Raw genomic sequence first — 15,816 nt, 5'->3', positions numbered from 1 at the left:
GATGTCACATACTTGTCATATTTCTGTCAACGTAGTTTTATGAAGCTACTCTAGAATAGCCCTCGAATTAAATGAAATTGTGTTTACAAATCTTCTGGAGCAACAAGATGAAAAAATCTCAAATCGTTATGGCATTAGGCCTTTCTGTAGCAACTTTAGCGGCACCGTTAGTTTCTTATGCAAGTGAAACAGCATTAGCACCTTACCAAAAAGTATCAGGTGTTTCAGGGAACCTTTCTTCTGTAGGGTCAGATACATTGGCTAACTTAATGACATTATGGGCTGAAGAGTTCAAACGTACTTACCCTAATGTGAATATCCAAATTCAGGCCGCGGGTTCTTCTACTGCACCACCAGCATTGACTGAAAGTACATCTAACATCGGTCCGATGAGTCGTCAGATGAAGTCTAAAGAAATTGCAATGTTTGAGCATAAGCACGGTTATAAGCCAACAAAAGTTGCCGTTGCAATCGATGCTTTAGCGGTTTACGTTCATAAAGATAACCCAATTAAGGGTCTATCTCTTCCTCAAGTCGATGCAATTTTCTCTTCAACACGTAAATGTGGTACTAAAGCTGACATCACAACTTGGGGTGAAGCTGGCGTTAAGGGTAATTTAGGAAATAAGAGTATCCAAATTTACGGTCGTAATTCCGTGTCAGGAACTTATGGTTACTTCAAGAAAAAAGCGCTTTGTAAAGGAGATTATAAGTCTTCTGTAAATGAGCAACCTGGTTCAGCTTCTGTTGTACAGTCTGTTTCAGCTTCATTAAACGGTATTGGTTATTCAGGTATCGGTTATAGAACGGCTGGTGTTAAGGCTGTCCCTCTGACGAAGAAAGACGGTGGCGCTTTTATCGAAGCTAATCCAGCGAACGCAGTTGATGGTACTTACCCATTAGCTCGTCTGCTTTATGTTTATGTAAACAAAGCACCTAACAAGCCTCTAGAGCCTGTTGTTAAAGAGTTCCTTAAGTTGGTTCTTTCTGAAAAAGGTCAGCAAGATGTTGCTAAAGATGGTTATATCCCATTACCAGTAGCTGTTGCACAAAAAGAGTTAAACAAAATCAAATAAGATTTAAACTATTTGATTCGATTTGACTGTAAAACTAAAAAAGCCCCATTTATTTGGGGCTTTTTTATGTCTGAAAATTTAAGCAGGATCAAATTAGCTAGGTCGAGTGAGGCTATTTGAATCGACTCTCACTTGTAATGTGTGAGGCTTAAATCAGTTCAATAACGACATCACTAACCGGAATGCAGCTACAGGTTAGAATTTCGCCTTCACCGGAATCATAGACAGGGGTTTGAATCTCAACCACCTCACCAGAAATTAGACGAACGCTACAGGCACCGCAATTACCTCCACGACAACTATAAGGCATATCAAAACCACCTTCATCCAATGCCTCTAACATTGAAAATTCTCCATCAAACTCGCAGTCTCCTTGTCCCACTACCGTGATTTTAGCCATCGTATACTCCTATTATTTCGTTGAATTGTTTCGAATGGTCATTCAATTTTAAAAAGCTATTTTAACAACTATTTTAAAATGCGAATACAGTAAAATAGCCAAAATTTTAGAAAGGTTTCATTATTGTTTAGAGTTCATCTCTTGACCATAATTCATTATAAATAAGGGTGGAGTTAAAAATGAGTTGGGAATTGTTCCAAGCACGTTTTCAAGAAATTCGTGATAACAAAGTATTCGAGTTATTTGTCATCGGTGTGATTGTTTTTTCATCTTTGGTGATTGGAGTTCGAACCTACGAACTGCATCCTTTATTGGATGGTGGACTGCGATTTTTAGACTATGCTGTGACTCTATTTTTTGTCATTGAGCTTACTATTCGTATGGCTGCAGAACAACGCTTTACAGATTTTTTCAAAAAGGGTTGGAACATCTTTGACTTTATCATTGTCGTGGTCAGCCTAATTCCATTAGACGATTCACAATATGCTTTGGTTGCACGAATGTTACGTCTTTTCCGTGTCATGCGATTAATTTCCTTTATTCCCGAATTGCGCGTTTTAGTCAACGCCTTAATTTCAGCGATGCCGAGAATGGGGTATGTCGCGTTACTCATGTTTATTATTTTCTATTTGTATGCAGTGATCGGAAATTTACTGTTTGGACATCTAAATCCGGTTTTATGGGGCGATCTAGGGGTCTCTCTTTTAACATTATTCCGTGTGGCCACCTTTGAAGATTGGACAGATGTGATGTACGAGGCCATGACCTTATACCGTTTTAGTTGGATTTATTTCATTACGTTTATCTTTTTCTCAGCATTTGTCTTCTTGAACATGATGATTGGTATCGTGGTTGAAGTGCTCGATGAAGAGCATAAGAAAATGGAAGCCGAAAATATAGCGGACTCGCTTGCTGATGAGAAGAGTGCGAAAGAGTGTTATGAAATTCGTATCGAATCAGAAATATCGGCCTTACACCAAAAACTCGATATTTTATTAGCGCAACAGCCGCTCAATAAACCCTGAATAAAGAAATGACCAGGCCTGGTCATTTATTACCAGTATCTGTATCAAGGTACCAAAAAGCGCTGTTAGTATTGGATTAACAGTCTCCTTGGGTTAAGAAGATAGTCGGCCTGGGTTTTTTACCAAACTAATAATTTGTAACCTTCTTCTTGCAGTTCCATCAATGCGGCTGCACCTACTTCAGAATACTCTGCAAATGGACGCATATCTGCATCTGTCCAATGAATCGTTCGCATTGTGCTTCCGCATGCAATCCAACGGACATTGTAATCTTTTGCAAAACTTGCAACCCGTTCATAAGTTAAAGGATCCACTTTACGTTGTGGTTTCTTAGCGAGTACATGCAAGCCAGGACCGATTGCAACAACGGCAATATCGACATTACTGCCATATTTTTTAATCATTGATTGAATCGAGTTCAGGATACTGTGCTGATAGCCCGCATCTGATTTATTGAACATATACACCGCTTTATGCTCTGCAGGATCACCTGGAAAGCGGTCCGTGACAGGATCTTGTAACTCAGGCATTTGTTTAAGTTTAAATTCAGGTGTATTAACGTTTGTAGACGCTGCGTAGAGTGATGTGCTGAATAAAAATAAACCCAGGATGATTGTTGATTTTAAAAGGGACATAATAGGTACCTACTGATTAAAAATGAGATGAATGTTAATGATTTTGTGTCAATACTTTAATGACGAATGCTTAGTATTATAACCCATCGCAGTACGAGTGATATCAATGTGGATTAAGTTGGGTTTATAATGATGCCATCGTGAGCACTAAAAATAGCTCATAAACCCTTAAAGCAGGATAGACATAGATGCTACAGCAACAAATTGAACTAGCTATAAACGAAAATTTTCAGATTGTGTTTTTTGAATTATTGAATGAGAGCCATATGCATTCTGGACCAGCGCCCGAATCCCATTTTAAAATGACGCTGGTTTCTGAAGGCTTTAACGGCATCGGTAAGGTTAAACGACAGCAAGCCGTATATCGTGTATTGTCTGATTTAATGCCACAGTTTCATGCGTTAGCATTACACACATACTCTCCTGAAGAGTGGACTATACGAGCAACGGTACCTGCTTCTCCAAAATGTGCTAGCCATCCTTAAACTAGAAGGTTCAGCCGGTCTATATTAGACTTAGTTTATAAGTATTCCGCTTGTTCCTCATTTTCTGAATCTATGTCAGGATAGGTGAGATGCCAGATGCGGATAAATTTCTCTGGTTCTAACTTATGCTGCAAGAGTACTAATGCTTGCACATATTGTTCAATGTAAGTGTAGTTACCTTTACGAACAGATTGCCACATATGACGATATTTACTGGGTAGAAAGTTTTTAAAATGCGGAATTAATCCAAAATTTTGTTCAATTTCTGCAATACGGTTAATGACTTCTTGTCGAGCGGCATATTTATATCGATGCTGTTGATTATCAAACATTTTACCAATCCAAAAAAGTAACGCAGCAGTAATAAGAAAACTGATAATGGGTTGATTAAACATAAAGGTCCCCAACAGCGTAAATACAGCTAATAAAACGGCACTAACCGGTAATGTCAGGACATAAATCCAAATTTTATTGCCTTTTAACTGATCTTCTATCGCTTTAACGTCAAAGTATTTGGGGTTGACTTGATTCAGTCGTGAGAGCATCTCTTGCGGCGAAGGAATAGGTTGAGTTTGCTCAGTCTCAAATTGAGTGTCCATAATGCTTAGTGGCCTTTATACCTGACTTAATCGTCAATTTTTGTGCGTTTACTTTTTTTTGGGCTTACATTGCTGTCGGCAATCGACCGTGTAACGTCGCTTTTCTTCTATGGAATAGGCCGTCAGAGAGCCTCCCCACAAGCAACCTGTGTCGGTTGCATGTACATGATAAGCATCAATTGCACCAAGCGTAGACCAATGACCAAAGAAAATTTCATAATCTTTGTTTTTTCGGTTGGGAAAGACAAACCAAGGTTCAAATTCAGTGGAGTGAGATGCATTATTGTCGCGGGGTTTATTTGAAGGCGCCAATTTAAGCTTAAACTCTAATTTTCCATTGGCATCACAATAGCGCATTCGCGCAAAGGCATTCACAATATAACGAATTCGATCCCAATCCCTTAAAGTCTCTTGCCACTCGTCCGGTTGGCTACCAAATAAATTTTCCGTTAAAAAGCGTCGCCAATTCTTCCCTTGAAGATGTAACTCAACCTCTTTCGCATAGCTTTGAGCTTGGGATATCGTCCATTGAGGTGGAATGCCCGCGTGAACCATCACTGAATTATAACTTGGGTGGGTCACCATTAAGGGCTGTTGTCTTAACCAATCCATTAACTCTTTAACATCTTTAGCGTTCAGAATACCATTGAGCGTATCTGATTTAGAAAGATATTTTGTAAAACCAGCATAGACCGAAAGAAGGTGAAAGTCATGGTTGCCTAAAACAGTGAAGGCACGACCTTTCTCTTGAAGTTTTTTAACAAAACGCAAACATTCTAAAGATTTAGGGCCACGATTCACTAGGTCACCGACAAACCACAAAACATCTGTTTTGGGTTGATAGTCAATGTGCTTCAATAAGTTTTGCAACTCATCAAAGCAACCCTGTAGATCTCCAATTACGTAAGTTGCCATAGTGTGTAAACCTTGGTAGCGACCCTTTATGCTTGGGTTTTGAGTTTGTAATATAAATTGGCCATCTGCACAAATCTTTCCAGAGGAAGTGTTTCCGCTCGAACCCCTGGGTCAATACCGAGAGACTCTATTTGGTCAGCGTCCAACCATCCTTTTAAGTTGTTACGTAAGGTTTTACGTTTTAGACTGAAAGATTGACGAACCACATCTGCAAAGGTTTTCTCATCGTCGGCTATAAACGGTTTGATCTTATGCGGGATTAAACGAATAATTGCTGATTCTACTTTTGGTGGAGGTGTAAAGTTTTCAGGGCCAACGGTAAATAGATATTCGGTTTCGCAAGCGTATTGAATCATCACACTTAAGCGACCAAAGGTTTTACCACCGGGGTTGGCAGTGATGCGATTGACGACTTCTTTTTGGAGCATAAAATGCATGTCACTAATCTTATCTGCATACTTGAGTAGATGAAACATTAACGGGCTTGAGATATTGTAAGGAAGGTTACCGACGATTCGAATGGAATTTTCAGACTCTGAAAGTAGGGTCGAATAATCAAATTTAAGTGCATCTGTATGGTGAAGATTAAAGGCGGGTTTTATGGCAAATTTAATTTTAAGTGGGCCAATTAAGTCATTGTCGATCTCAATGATATCTAATTTCTTAACGCGGTCAATAAGTGGGGTTGTTAAGGCCGCTTCTCCCGGGCCAATCTCTACCATATGGTCCTCTGGCAAAGGACGGATAGCGGCAACAATTTGGTCAATAATACGCCCATTGTTCAAGAAATTTTGCCCAAACTGCTTCTTATGCTTATGGGTCGTAGGACGCCCTGATTTTGGTTTTGCCATAATATTCGCTCTATTGTTTGTTTGGTTAGTTCTACAGTGATTATTCAGATGCTGAGCATGACTTAATTCACATGATTAAACATAATGGACCGCTTATACAGGGCGGCTTTGAATCATCTGTAAGGCAACTTCGATGGCATATTTAAAACTGCCTGTATCGGCCATGCCTGTCCCTGCTAAATCCAATGCAGTGCCATGATCGACCGAGGTGCGGATAAAGGGCAGGCCTAGGGTGATATTAACGGCATTCCCAAAACCGACATGTTTCAAAACGGGTAAGCCTTGGTCATGATACATGGCTAACACAGCATCTGCCTTCTCTAGATATTTAGGCGTAAACAGCGTGTCAGCTGGAAGAGGGCCGCTGAGATTCATCTTGTCACTTAAGGCGTTTAAAACGGGATTAATAACATCAATTTCTTCGCGCCCCATATGACCGTCTTCACCGGCATGCGGATTAAGTCCAGCCACTAAAATAGACGGGTTTGGAATACCAAACTGGTTTTTTAAAGCGTTATGCGTAATTTGTAAGACCTTGGTGAGTAATGGCTGTGTAATGGCTTCAGGAACCTCCTTAAGGGGTAGGTGAGTGGTGACTAACGCCACTCTTAGGCCTGGCGTTGCCAGCATCATGACGACCTGGTCAGTGTTACTGTCTTCTGCTAATAACTCGGTATGGCCTGTAAAAGGGTGGCCAGCTTCATTGATAACCCCCTTGTGAACTGGCCCGGTTACCATGCCTGCGAATTCATTAGATAGACATCCCTGAATGGCACGTTTCAACATGTGAATCACATACAGGGCATTATCTGGATTAAGAATTCCCATTTCGACAGGTGAAGCCGTCGGTAAGTGTTCAATCGTGAGCTGATTGGCACGGCTTGGCTGTGCTGGTTGAGTGGCATCATAGGTCTTAAAACTGACATCAAGATGCAAAGCCACGGCACGTTGTTCAAGCATCGTTTGATCTGCGAGCACCACCAGTTCTATTGGCCAATTGGTTTGTGCAAGTTGCAAAACCAAGTCAGGACCAATACCCGCTGGTTCACCTGAAGTAATGACCAGTCTTTTAGTCATGTGAATTCCTATGTATCTTGAGCAAATGAGTTGAATGAAACATGAGCGCCAGCTCCTATAATATTCTGAGTTGGCGTTGAAAGTGAAAAAGGGTTTAGAGATGTCATTCAGCATAACGAATGACTCATCGTAAAGTCATCCTATAAATGAATTTTAATAAAGGCTTCATCCTTAAGTCGACGCAACCATAAGTCAAACATCTCATTGGCCTTACGTACACGGATGGCCTGAATGGCTTGTTGAGTTTTATCCACTGCTTTCTGATCGATAATACGCGTGTCTTCTAGGAATAAAATCATCCAACCCTTTTCTGTTGCAATTGGGGGCAAGGCTCGGTTTTTTTCAAGGTTTGTGACGGCATTACGGATCGGACTAGGCAAGGTTTCTACGGTTTTCCAACCCAAGTCACTGGCGGCATTCACTTCTCTCGGAATATCAGGGAACTCAGTGCTTAAAGCATTAAAGTCTTTCAGACTTTTTAGTGCGCTGGTCAGCTGAATAATATGCGTGGGTATGTTTTGTTGATCTGCATTGTCACTAAGAATAATGAATCGGTGTAGATGGTACTCTTTAACCAATTTCAAGGCATTATCTTTTTGGTCAATGACTTTGATTATGTGAAAACCACTTGGGCTTTGGATGATTTTACTGACTTGCCCTGTTTTTAAACCTGAAATAGCCTCAGCAAAGAAGGTCGGAATTTCAGTCTGTTTCAACCAGCCTAAATCGCCACCATTTAAAGCTTTGCTACCATTAGAGTAGCGTACAGCCAGTTGTGAAAAATCTTCACCGCTGTGGATGCGCTTAAGCAAATCTTGTGCTTTTGCCAGCGCGTCATTACGTTGGTCAGGTGTTGCAGAATCTGGCAGTTCAACCAGAATATGTCCTAAACGGATTTCAATATTGCTGGTCTCTAAATTTTCACGCTGTAGGTAATGTTCGATTTCACTCTCTGTGACATGGGCGCGGCTGATGACCTCTGCCTCACGAAGTTTTTGAATGAGTATTCTGTTTTTAATTTTTTCACGGACTTTTTGAAAGCCATCAGGCATTTCAATGTTCAGCTGATTTCTTAGATCCATTAATGTCAGTTTGTTTTGCGCTGCAATTTTTTGCAATTGTTGGTTAACTTCTTCATCCTCTACTTGTAAGCCGAGTTTTTCAGCACGTTCAAGTTGTAACGTTTCTAAAATCATGCTGTCCAATACTTTGGCTTGTAGGGCACTGGTATCTTCAACGGGGATATTTTGTGCAGCCAGTTCCTGAGCCTTGGTAAATACCTGGGTATCCAGTTCACTTTTTAGAATAATACGATCATTAACAACGGCAACTATCCGGTCAATTAAGGTTTCGGTGGCGAGCGTGGGCATCGAAGATAAAATCGCCAAACTTGTGAAAGCACTCAAAAACAGTGACTTCAAAGAAAGCGAACTAGGAAAAAATGAGGTTTTATTTTTTTTCATGCAATTGCCGTTTTTTAGGTTCTATAAAAGTGTAAAAGTAAACCATTCAAATTACGTTGAACATCTTACTAAAAGTTCAGTTTCCGAGCGAAATCGTTTTTGAAACTCTGGTTCGCCGTGCCGATACCTTTCAATTCAAACTGAATTTGGATGCTATCATTATACAAGCCATTTATAAGTTGTGTATGTTCTGCAACGATTTCTGCGGCCCAGCAGCAACTATCGTATCTTAAGCCCATATTAGACGCAAAAAGTTGGTCATTCTGTAGGTCATAGTTTGCATAAATGCCCACTTCCCACTCATGATTAATGCGCGTGAAGCCACCTAGACTAATGACTTCAGTTTCACTATTGGTGCCCTGGTTTTGTGCTAGGTGATTCAGCAAAACCGTATTGTTTTGGTTAGGTTGCCACTTTAAGCGACTGTTACTGTTGGTCAAACGGTAGTCATCTGGAGTGAGTTGAATGGTGGATGAAAAATAGAGTTTTGGGAGATTTAGCCCTAACTTGACAAAAATATCAGAAACGGCAGATCTGTCGGGTATATTGCCGGTAAGCATGACTTGGCGATCTGAAAAATAGACAATTTGACCAATTCCGATATCGGCAATTTGACGCCCGTTATCATTGAGCAATTTAGATGTCAGCGCACTGGCTACCTGATTAGCATCGCCAATACGGTCAGAACCCGTAAAGCGATTCAGAGTAAAAAGATTGCTGAATGCTAAGCTACGAGTTGCCGTGTCAAACAAAGGTAAATTTGACTGATTTTCATAAGGAACATAGAGGTATTGAACTTGTGGTTCTAAGGTTTGCGTATAGTGTTTGCCAAATAGTTCAAGTTGACGTTCAAACATCAATGCACCTTTGAGCGCAAATTGCGGGACAAATCGATTAATAGATGATTCCCCTGTGTTATTAAAACCATTTTCATGCATCTGATACTGTGTCTGATTGGCGACTATGGTGCTTTTAAGACTACCAAACGGTTTACGTAGCTGGTATTCAAGTGCAGGTTGTAAGTGAACTCGCAAAGCTTCTGGATTGGAGTGTTGAATATTCGACATCGCGAACTCGGTCGCATTTGCTTGCATATCCATCCTAAAGTGGTCTACTTGGCGGCTGTAATCTATTCCGATTTCTGGCATTTTTTCATAGTTAGGCACTGCATCACGTAGTCTTAAATGGTTTAAGATTTGTGCATAGCTGTGTAAATTACCTTGACGGTAGTCAAGTTGAATATGACGTTCGGTCTGTGTCACGGTGTTTAAGGCCGGGTTAACGGGAATGTCTGCAAAAAAGTTTTCATCAGAAACTTCATGCCAAAGCACATCACTGGTTAAGCCTTTACCCCAGTTTTGACTGGCATTAAGGCTTGTGCGCCACCGATTTTTTAAACGGTCTTCGACGACAAGTTGATCCTGTAAAGCCGTGACATCCAATACGACATTATGTGTGGCATTGCCATGTTTACCTAGGTAACGAAACTCATTATCCAGTGCCAAGCCACGTTGAGTCATTGGCATAACGGTGAGGGTGTCATCTATATTGGGAGCGATATTGAAAAAATAGGGCAATTTAAGGTAGCTCATGGTCTTGTCTTGAGTCAATGACTTATAGCTGCCAAATTCTGGAAAAAGCAAACCGCTGGCACGATCATCCAAAGGGTAGTCAAAGTAGGGCGTGTAGAAAATAGGCACATCTTTAAAATATAAGGTCGTGTTCTTACCCACCATGCGCCGTGTTTGGTTATTAATATGCAGTTCACCAAACTTTAAATCCCATGGAACACTCTTATCTGCCTGTCGCCTACAAGCGGTTAAGCTGGCGCGGTCCAGTTGAGCATTTTCATTTGTTTGATTAATAACGATTTGTTTAGATTGACCATAAACACGGCTTGGCAAAATCTGGTACTCGGTCTGTTTTAAGGTAGCAGTCTGTGAGTTTTCATCAAGTTGAGCTTGTTCCGCGGTAATCAGTATTTGTGGTTGGTGGAGTTCAACGTTGCCAAAGAAATCTGCTGTTTTCTCAGTCTTGTTATAGAGCATCTTATCGCTTAAAACGACCAGGCCTGGTTGTTTAAAGGTAGCTGCACCAGTTAGTTGATAAGTGTTTGTGCTGGGTTGTGTGAGTTCGTCCGCTTCTAGGTTTTGTGGGGCGGGCGTGTCTTGTGCTGCGATGGATCCAGAAGGCTGAGCTGGAATCTTCTGCAAGGGTGTGATCAACTCTGGCAGGCAGCGACTGGCGGAATTATCACTGAGACTTTCAGCGAAACTTTGTGTGCTAAGAAGAATCATTGCGAGGCCAGTAAAAATGAGGAAGGCGACCGTTAGGCGCATTTTCAGAAGCCTTTTTGCAACGGAAACAGGTGTTCCTCTCCCGACTTTAATGTGGGAAAAATGAATAAATGATCCAAAAAAATTTAATTGAGAATTTGACATCAAGCGGATAATCATTAACTATGCGTAAAAAGTTTATTTTAACCGAGTATTAGCCTTATGGAACCCATTGTGGACGAAAGATTTGAAATGATGTTAGATTGGCTGAAAAAACAGCCATTATTAGCAGGGTGTGATATGTCACATCCCGTTCCTGCTTCGAGCGATGCAAGCTTTAGGCGTTACTTTAGGGTTTTTGCCAACTCAGAAGAAACCGGTGAGACCTCCTTTATTGTTATGGATGCTCCGGTTGAGCACGAAGACTGCCGCCCATTTATTGCTGTTTCAGATCAGTTAAATAAGATGGGCTTGCAAGTGCCTAAGGTGTTGGCGCAAAATTTAGTGCAGGGATATTTACTGCTGACCGATTTGGGAACCACGACGTATTTGTCCGCATTAGAGGGTGCTAACGAAGTTGAGGCAGACCGACTTTATCAGGATGCTTTATCGGCTTTAGTGCGTCTGCAGAAAAAGGGTCAAAGTGCGGCTCAGAAATTGCCCGCTTACAATCAGACACTTTTAGAGACAGAGATGAATTTATTTCCTGAGTGGCTAATCGGTACCCACCTAAATGTGTCTTTAGACAGAGTCGAAAAGCATGATTGGCAAAACGTTCAGCAATTACTGCAAAGGTCTGCATTGGCGCAGCCTTTAACCTATGTGCATCGTGACTACCATAGCCGTAATCTGATGGTCACCTCGAAAGATAATCCAGGCATTTTAGATTTTCAAGATGCGGTGCATGGGGCACTGACTTATGATGCGGTCTCCCTGTTACGGGATTGTTATATCTCGTGGCCGCAAGAGCAAGTCAGCGAATGGCAAAGAAGTTATTTTTTACAGTTATGTGAAGCCAAATTGGTCAGCAAAGATGAGTGGCAAGCCTTTCAAAAGTCCATGGATTGGATGGGAATACAGCGCCATTTAAAAGCCTCAGGTATTTTTTGTCGACTGGCACATCGCGATGGTAAGGATAGTTATCTAAACGATATTCCTTTAACGTTAGATTATTTGGTACAGGTGGGCTCTTTGTACCCGGAAATGATCGACTTGGTACGCTTACTAGAAAACAAAATCTTACCGAAACTTGCAGGGTTCAGTAATCAATAATAGTGAATGGTTAAATTCAATGATGACAGTGGATAGTGTAATGAATGAGAAAACAGTGCCAATCAAAGCGATGATTCTGGCTGCAGGTCGCGGCAATCGCTTTCGTCCATTAACGGATACTATTCCAAAACCCTTAATTGAGGTTTGCGGTAAACCCTTGATTGAATATCATATTGAAAAACTCGCTCAGTCAGGTGTGAATGATATTATTATTAATCATGCATGGTTAGGTCATAAGATTGAAGCGGCTTTAGGCAATGGAAAACGTTGGGGGGTGAACATTCACTACTCGGCTGAACCCGCAGGTGGGTTAGAAACAGCGGGAGGTATTATTCAAGCCTTACCATTATTAGGAGAAGCACCATTCTTAGTCATTAATGGCGATGTCTATTCTGACTTTAACTATGACACTTTAATACAGCAAGCGACCACGATGCGTTCAGCACCGGAGATTGAGGCTTTTTTAATGTTAGTTCCTAGCCCGGAGCACAATACTCAAGGCGATTTTGGCTTGCTGGATAGTCGGCAAGTGACAGAACAGGGCTGTTACACGTTTTCAGGAATGAGTGTCTTGCATCCAAAATTATTCATAGGTTTAGAAGTGGGTTTCATTAAGTTGGCACCACTGCTTAGACATGCGATGCTACAGCAGCACGTGATTGGCGGTGTGTTTGAGGGTTTTTGGTCTGATGTAGGGACTTTTGAGCGTCTCAAAGAGACGGAAGCTGTTGCTTGTCCTTTTGAGAAGTAAGGTTGCATGTTTAATTATTGATTTGAGGTAATTATCCATCCGATATCTATCTAATTTTTTTCCTGTATTCGTTTGAATTATTTACAATGAATTAACAGAAGTAAATAACTAAGTAACTTAAAAACGGAAAAGGAAAACCATGAGCCATAAGCATAAAGTGATTCTTGAAAAGATTTTTGCCCACCCAATTGCAACGAATATTGATTGGAAAAAGTTGCAACATGCATTAGAACATTTTGGCGCTGAAATCGATATTTCAACTACGAATAAAGCCAAAGTGATACTTCGCGAGCAAGAAATTGTTTTAGGGTTGCCGCATCACGGACATGAATTAGCTGATAAGGATGAAATCACTAAACTAAGACATTTCTTAGAGTCTGTTGAGTTGACGCCAGAAACGATTTAATTATTTTTAATGCCACAAAAAAGCCCGACCTTCGGGCCTTTTTTGTGGTTGCTCTTTACGTCTATCAGTAAGGTGTTAGGCCGACTTTCTGTTGACCCACCAACCAAATGCTGCGCCCGTAAAAAACATAATCAAAGAGTAAGTGACTGCAGGAATCATCATCACGTCATTGCCAATCAAAGACCCGGCGACCACCAGCGCTAAAGTGCCATTTTGAATACCTACTTCAAACCCAATCGAAACCGCTTGTGGATGCGATAGTTTTGCCAGTTTAGCCATTTGATAACCTACCCCCAAAACCACGACATTCAAAATGAACGTCGCCAGGCCTGCCTGGGCAAAAAAGCCGAAAACATTGTCGGCGTTTTTGAGCACAATCAAAACGATAATAAGGATTAAGAAAAACAGAGAGAACCACTTTAGTTTGTTTTCAATGCTTTTAGCGGCATTTGGCCAGCGAGATAAAACAAACATGCCTAATGCCACTGGAATTAAGGTAATCACTAATAATTGCAGTATGGTTTTAAGGATAGGCAAATTAAATTCATGTGCTGAACCCATGAAATAAGTCATGCTTAACGCCGCCACCAATGGAATGGTAAAAGGGGCAATCAGGCTGACAACGGCCGTTAAACTGATCGAAAGCGAAACATCCCCTTTGTACAGGTAGGTAAACAAGTTCGAGGTTGCGCCACCAGGGGCGAGTGCAATAATGATTAACCCCACGGCAATTTCAGGGGAGAGGTTTAATAGTACGGCAATAGCAAAAGCAATTAAAGGCAGTATGAGCATTTGACCAATCAACCCTATGGCCATGGCTTTAGGGGCTTTTAAAACAGCTTTAAAGTCATTTAAGAGCAGTGATAATCCCATGCCGAACATGATTAGAAAGAGTGAGGCAGGGAGGATGACTTTGGTGAGTAGGTCAGGTGACATGTTTTAATTCCATTTAAGTTAGAGTGTTGAAAAGGATTGTAGGGGATTTGAGTTATAAAACAACTCAAAGATTTGAATCTATGCTCAGATAATTTTTGTATCAATTTCTAAATTCGTCAGACCTAGTTCGTTGTAAAATAGCGTCCTAAAAATTCAACTTCAAAACTTAGTCGCTGTCTATGCAACCCAAACCATCACCAAATTATATTGCCGGTTATTCTTCCTGCCTAACGGATCAGATTCATGACATGATCAATCAAGGTCGTTTTGGAGGTATGCTGCTTAAAAAATATCCTGTAGCACACTCAATCCGTACTGATAAAGCGCTTTATGATTACGTCATGGAGCTCAAAAATAGCTATCTGCGTAAGGCACCACAATTCAATAAAGTAGTATTTGATCGTAAGTTGCATCTGACGCATAACGCATTAGGCACTCATACCCGTAAATCCACCCAACATGGTTCAAAATTTAAAGCAAAGAAAGAGATGCACGTCGCCTCAGTGTTTAAAGAGATGCCTCTGGCGTTTTTGCGGATGATTGTGGTACACGAACTGGCCCATATAAGAGAGCACGATCATAACAAGGCCTTCTACCAAATGTGTTTGCATATGGAGCCTGATTATTATCAATTGGAATTTGACCTAAGGGCTTACCTGACCTATTTAGATATAAGCGGAGAGCCGCTTTGGTCTGCGTCGGGATAACTCTCATAAAACTAATTGCCCGTGTGAATTAAATCAGGCTTGGTGGATTTTGGAATTTGCTTCAAAGCCCCGTTTTCTAGACCCGAACTTCAGGTAATCGTCTATAATGACTCACAAATTAAACGGCCATAAAATAGCTGAAAATCACAAGGATCTTAATATGTTAATGCTTGTTTCGCCAGCCAAGTCATTGGATGAAAGCACACCTGTACAAACACCCTTGCATACTCAGGCGGTATTGCTTAAAGAAGCGGCTCAATTGATTGAGGCATTGCAACTCATTGGCCCAGAAGAGATTGGTCAGTTGATGCACATCAGTGAGAAACTCTCAGAATTGAACTATCAGCGTTTTCAGGATTGGCAGCTACCCTTTCCGCCAGAACTAGCCAAGCAAGCGGCATGGCTATTTAAGGGAGATGTCTATCAAGGGTTGGACGCTTATAGCCTTTCTGAACAGAAAATTGATTACCTTCAAAGTCATTTGCGTATCTTATCAGGTCTCTATGGTCTGCTTAAACCGTGTGATGACATGTTGCCATACCGTTTAGAGATGGGTACTCAGTTTGCGAATCAAAAAGGCAAAGATCTCTACTCTTTTTGGGGGGCGAAAATCACGGAATTACTGAATGCAGAACTGGCCCAACAAAATAGTAAAACCTTGGTGAATTTGGCTTCAGTGGAGTACTTTAAAGTCGTTAAACCTAAGCTGTTAAATGCCAGGATTATCACGCCAATTTTTAAAGACTGGAAAAACGGCAAATACAAAATTATCAGTTTTTATGCCAAACGTGCCCGTGGGCTGATGGCGCGTTATGCCGCAGATAATCTGCTTGAAAATGCTGAAGAGTTAAAGTTATTTGATGTGGATGGTTATGGCTTTGATGCTGAATCTTCTAGTGAAACCGATTGGATATTCACGCGTAAAATCGAAGGATAGAGTTG

At 41.0% G+C, this 15,816-nt stretch carries 17 protein-coding genes; 8 read left to right on the top strand and 9 right to left on the bottom strand.

Annotated elements, in window-relative coordinates; translation table 11 throughout:
* The first annotated feature begins 107 nt into the window (after positions 1-107).
* Positions 108-1,076 (top strand): PstS family phosphate ABC transporter substrate-binding protein, encoded by a 969-nt coding sequence (locus F612_RS0105970; RefSeq protein ID WP_019556847.1) that lies wholly within the window; start codon positions 108-110, stop codon positions 1,074-1,076.
* A gap of 148 nt (positions 1,077-1,224) precedes the next feature.
* Here the strand turns inward: F612_RS0105970 and F612_RS0105965 are convergent, their stop codons facing one another.
* Positions 1,225-1,476 (bottom strand): 2Fe-2S iron-sulfur cluster-binding protein, encoded by a 252-nt coding sequence (locus F612_RS0105965; RefSeq protein ID WP_019556846.1) that lies wholly within the window; start codon positions 1,474-1,476, stop codon positions 1,225-1,227.
* 179 nt (positions 1,477-1,655) lie between these two features.
* Here F612_RS0105965 and F612_RS0105960 point away from each other — a divergent pair, with 179 nt between their 5' ends.
* Positions 1,656-2,501 carry an ion transporter gene (locus tag F612_RS0105960; RefSeq protein WP_019556845.1) on the top strand — a complete coding sequence of 282 codons (846 nt, stop codon included), beginning with the start codon at positions 1,656-1,658 and terminating at the stop codon, positions 2,499-2,501.
* 119 nt (positions 2,502-2,620) lie between these two features.
* Here the strand turns inward: F612_RS0105960 and F612_RS0105955 are convergent, their stop codons facing one another.
* Positions 2,621-3,136, bottom strand: a complete 516-nt coding sequence (locus F612_RS0105955) for a DsrE family protein (RefSeq protein ID WP_019556844.1) — start codon at positions 3,134-3,136, stop codon at positions 2,621-2,623.
* 188 nt (positions 3,137-3,324) lie between these two features.
* On the opposite strand from F612_RS0105955, the gene F612_RS0105950 reads away from it, so the two are divergent.
* Positions 3,325-3,621: a BolA family protein gene (locus F612_RS0105950; protein ID WP_019556843.1), complete on the top strand. Its 297-nt coding sequence runs from the start codon at positions 3,325-3,327 to the stop codon at positions 3,619-3,621.
* A 35-nt stretch (positions 3,622-3,656) separates the two neighbouring features.
* Here the strand turns inward: F612_RS0105950 and F612_RS0105945 are convergent, their stop codons facing one another.
* The 6 genes from F612_RS0105945 to F612_RS12290 form a co-directional block, all read right to left on the bottom strand.
* Entirely contained in the window at positions 3,657-4,220 is a 564-nt protein-coding gene (locus F612_RS0105945) for a hypothetical protein (RefSeq protein WP_019556842.1), read from the bottom strand.
* A gap of 48 nt (positions 4,221-4,268) precedes the next feature.
* Positions 4,269-5,135, bottom strand: a complete 867-nt coding sequence (locus tag F612_RS0105940) for a symmetrical bis(5'-nucleosyl)-tetraphosphatase (protein ID WP_019556841.1) — start codon at positions 5,133-5,135, stop codon at positions 4,269-4,271.
* 26 nt (positions 5,136-5,161) lie between these two features.
* The gene (gene rsmA / locus F612_RS0105935; RefSeq protein ID WP_019556840.1) at positions 5,162-5,986 is read right to left on the bottom strand and encodes a 16S rRNA (adenine(1518)-N(6)/adenine(1519)-N(6))-dimethyltransferase RsmA; all 825 of its coding nucleotides are present in this window, start codon (positions 5,984-5,986) and stop codon (positions 5,162-5,164) included.
* A 93-nt stretch (positions 5,987-6,079) separates the two neighbouring features.
* A complete protein-coding gene (gene pdxA / locus F612_RS0105930; RefSeq protein WP_019556839.1) occupies positions 6,080-7,063 on the bottom strand; it encodes a 4-hydroxythreonine-4-phosphate dehydrogenase PdxA in 984 nt (327 codons plus the stop codon).
* 140 nt (positions 7,064-7,203) lie between these two features.
* Positions 7,204-8,526, bottom strand: a complete 1,323-nt coding sequence (locus F612_RS0105925) for a peptidylprolyl isomerase (protein ID WP_019556838.1) — start codon at positions 8,524-8,526, stop codon at positions 7,204-7,206.
* A gap of 68 nt (positions 8,527-8,594) precedes the next feature.
* Positions 8,595-10,865, bottom strand: coding sequence for an LPS-assembly protein LptD (locus F612_RS12290; RefSeq protein ID WP_019556837.1), 2,271 nt, complete (start codon positions 10,863-10,865; stop codon positions 8,595-8,597).
* A 171-nt stretch (positions 10,866-11,036) separates the two neighbouring features.
* On the opposite strand from F612_RS12290, the gene F612_RS0105915 reads away from it, so the two are divergent.
* The 3 genes from F612_RS0105915 to F612_RS0105905 all read left to right on the top strand — a co-directional run bounded on the left by F612_RS0105915 (position 11,037) and on the right by F612_RS0105905 (position 13,231).
* Positions 11,037-12,074, top strand: a complete 1,038-nt coding sequence (locus F612_RS0105915) for an aminoglycoside phosphotransferase family protein (protein ID WP_245539513.1) — start codon at positions 11,037-11,039, stop codon at positions 12,072-12,074.
* A gap of 40 nt (positions 12,075-12,114) precedes the next feature.
* Positions 12,115-12,825 (top strand): N-acetylmuramate alpha-1-phosphate uridylyltransferase MurU, encoded by a 711-nt coding sequence (gene murU, locus F612_RS0105910; RefSeq protein WP_019556835.1) that lies wholly within the window; start codon positions 12,115-12,117, stop codon positions 12,823-12,825.
* 139 nt (positions 12,826-12,964) lie between these two features.
* Positions 12,965-13,231 (top strand): hypothetical protein, encoded by a 267-nt coding sequence (locus F612_RS0105905; protein WP_019556834.1) that lies wholly within the window; start codon positions 12,965-12,967, stop codon positions 13,229-13,231.
* Positions 13,232-13,306: 75 nt separating this feature from the next.
* Here the strand turns inward: F612_RS0105905 and F612_RS0105900 are convergent, their stop codons facing one another.
* Positions 13,307-14,167, bottom strand: coding sequence for a bile acid:sodium symporter family protein (locus tag F612_RS0105900; RefSeq protein WP_019556833.1), 861 nt, complete (start codon positions 14,165-14,167; stop codon positions 13,307-13,309).
* Positions 14,168-14,346: 179 nt separating this feature from the next.
* Here F612_RS0105900 and F612_RS0105895 point away from each other — a divergent pair, with 179 nt between their 5' ends.
* Both F612_RS0105895 and yaaA read left to right on the top strand, forming a co-directional pair.
* Positions 14,347-14,874, top strand: coding sequence for a YgjP-like metallopeptidase domain-containing protein (locus F612_RS0105895; protein ID WP_019556832.1), 528 nt, complete (start codon positions 14,347-14,349; stop codon positions 14,872-14,874).
* Positions 14,875-15,034: 160 nt separating this feature from the next.
* Positions 15,035-15,811 carry a peroxide stress protein YaaA gene (gene yaaA, locus F612_RS0105890; RefSeq protein WP_019556831.1) on the top strand — a complete coding sequence of 259 codons (777 nt, stop codon included), beginning with the start codon at positions 15,035-15,037 and terminating at the stop codon, positions 15,809-15,811.
* Positions 15,812-15,816: the final 5 nt, after the last annotated feature.

Source organism: Thiomicrorhabdus arctica DSM 13458, from assembly GCF_000381085.1.
Taxonomy (GTDB): Bacteria; Pseudomonadota; Gammaproteobacteria; order Thiomicrospirales; family Thiomicrospiraceae; genus Thiomicrorhabdus; species Thiomicrorhabdus arctica.
Note: the sequence above shows the minus strand (reverse complement) of the source record. Positions and strands in the feature narration are given on the sequence as shown.

What these genes read in the sequence shown, in the direction of transcription:
- F612_RS0105970 (WP_019556847.1), top strand. Translation starts at nt 108, where the DNA reads ATGAAAAAATCTCAAATCGTTATGGCATTAGGCCTTTCTGTAGCAACT.
- F612_RS0105965 (WP_019556846.1), bottom strand. Translation starts at nt 1,476, where the DNA reads ATGGCTAAAATCACGGTAGTGGGACAAGGAGACTGCGAGTTTGATGGA.
- F612_RS0105960 (WP_019556845.1), top strand. Translation starts at nt 1,656, where the DNA reads ATGAGTTGGGAATTGTTCCAAGCACGTTTTCAAGAAATTCGTGATAAC.
- F612_RS0105955 (WP_019556844.1), bottom strand. Translation starts at nt 3,136, where the DNA reads ATGTCCCTTTTAAAATCAACAATCATCCTGGGTTTATTTTTATTCAGC.
- F612_RS0105950 (WP_019556843.1), top strand. Translation starts at nt 3,325, where the DNA reads ATGCTACAGCAACAAATTGAACTAGCTATAAACGAAAATTTTCAGATT.
- F612_RS0105945 (WP_019556842.1), bottom strand. Translation starts at nt 4,220, where the DNA reads ATGGACACTCAATTTGAGACTGAGCAAACTCAACCTATTCCTTCGCCG.
- F612_RS0105940 (WP_019556841.1), bottom strand. Translation starts at nt 5,135, where the DNA reads ATGGCAACTTACGTAATTGGAGATCTACAGGGTTGCTTTGATGAGTTG.
- rsmA (WP_019556840.1), bottom strand. Translation starts at nt 5,986, where the DNA reads ATGGCAAAACCAAAATCAGGGCGTCCTACGACCCATAAGCATAAGAAG.
- pdxA (WP_019556839.1), bottom strand. Translation starts at nt 7,063, where the DNA reads ATGACTAAAAGACTGGTCATTACTTCAGGTGAACCAGCGGGTATTGGT.
- F612_RS0105925 (WP_019556838.1), bottom strand. Translation starts at nt 8,526, where the DNA reads ATGAAAAAAAATAAAACCTCATTTTTTCCTAGTTCGCTTTCTTTGAAG.
- F612_RS12290 (WP_019556837.1), bottom strand. Translation starts at nt 10,865, where the DNA reads ATGCGCCTAACGGTCGCCTTCCTCATTTTTACTGGCCTCGCAATGATT.
- murU (WP_019556835.1), top strand. Translation starts at nt 12,115, where the DNA reads ATGAATGAGAAAACAGTGCCAATCAAAGCGATGATTCTGGCTGCAGGT.
- F612_RS0105905 (WP_019556834.1), top strand. Translation starts at nt 12,965, where the DNA reads ATGAGCCATAAGCATAAAGTGATTCTTGAAAAGATTTTTGCCCACCCA.
- F612_RS0105900 (WP_019556833.1), bottom strand. Translation starts at nt 14,167, where the DNA reads ATGTCACCTGACCTACTCACCAAAGTCATCCTCCCTGCCTCACTCTTT.
- F612_RS0105895 (WP_019556832.1), top strand. Translation starts at nt 14,347, where the DNA reads ATGCAACCCAAACCATCACCAAATTATATTGCCGGTTATTCTTCCTGC.
- yaaA (WP_019556831.1), top strand. Translation starts at nt 15,035, where the DNA reads ATGTTAATGCTTGTTTCGCCAGCCAAGTCATTGGATGAAAGCACACCT.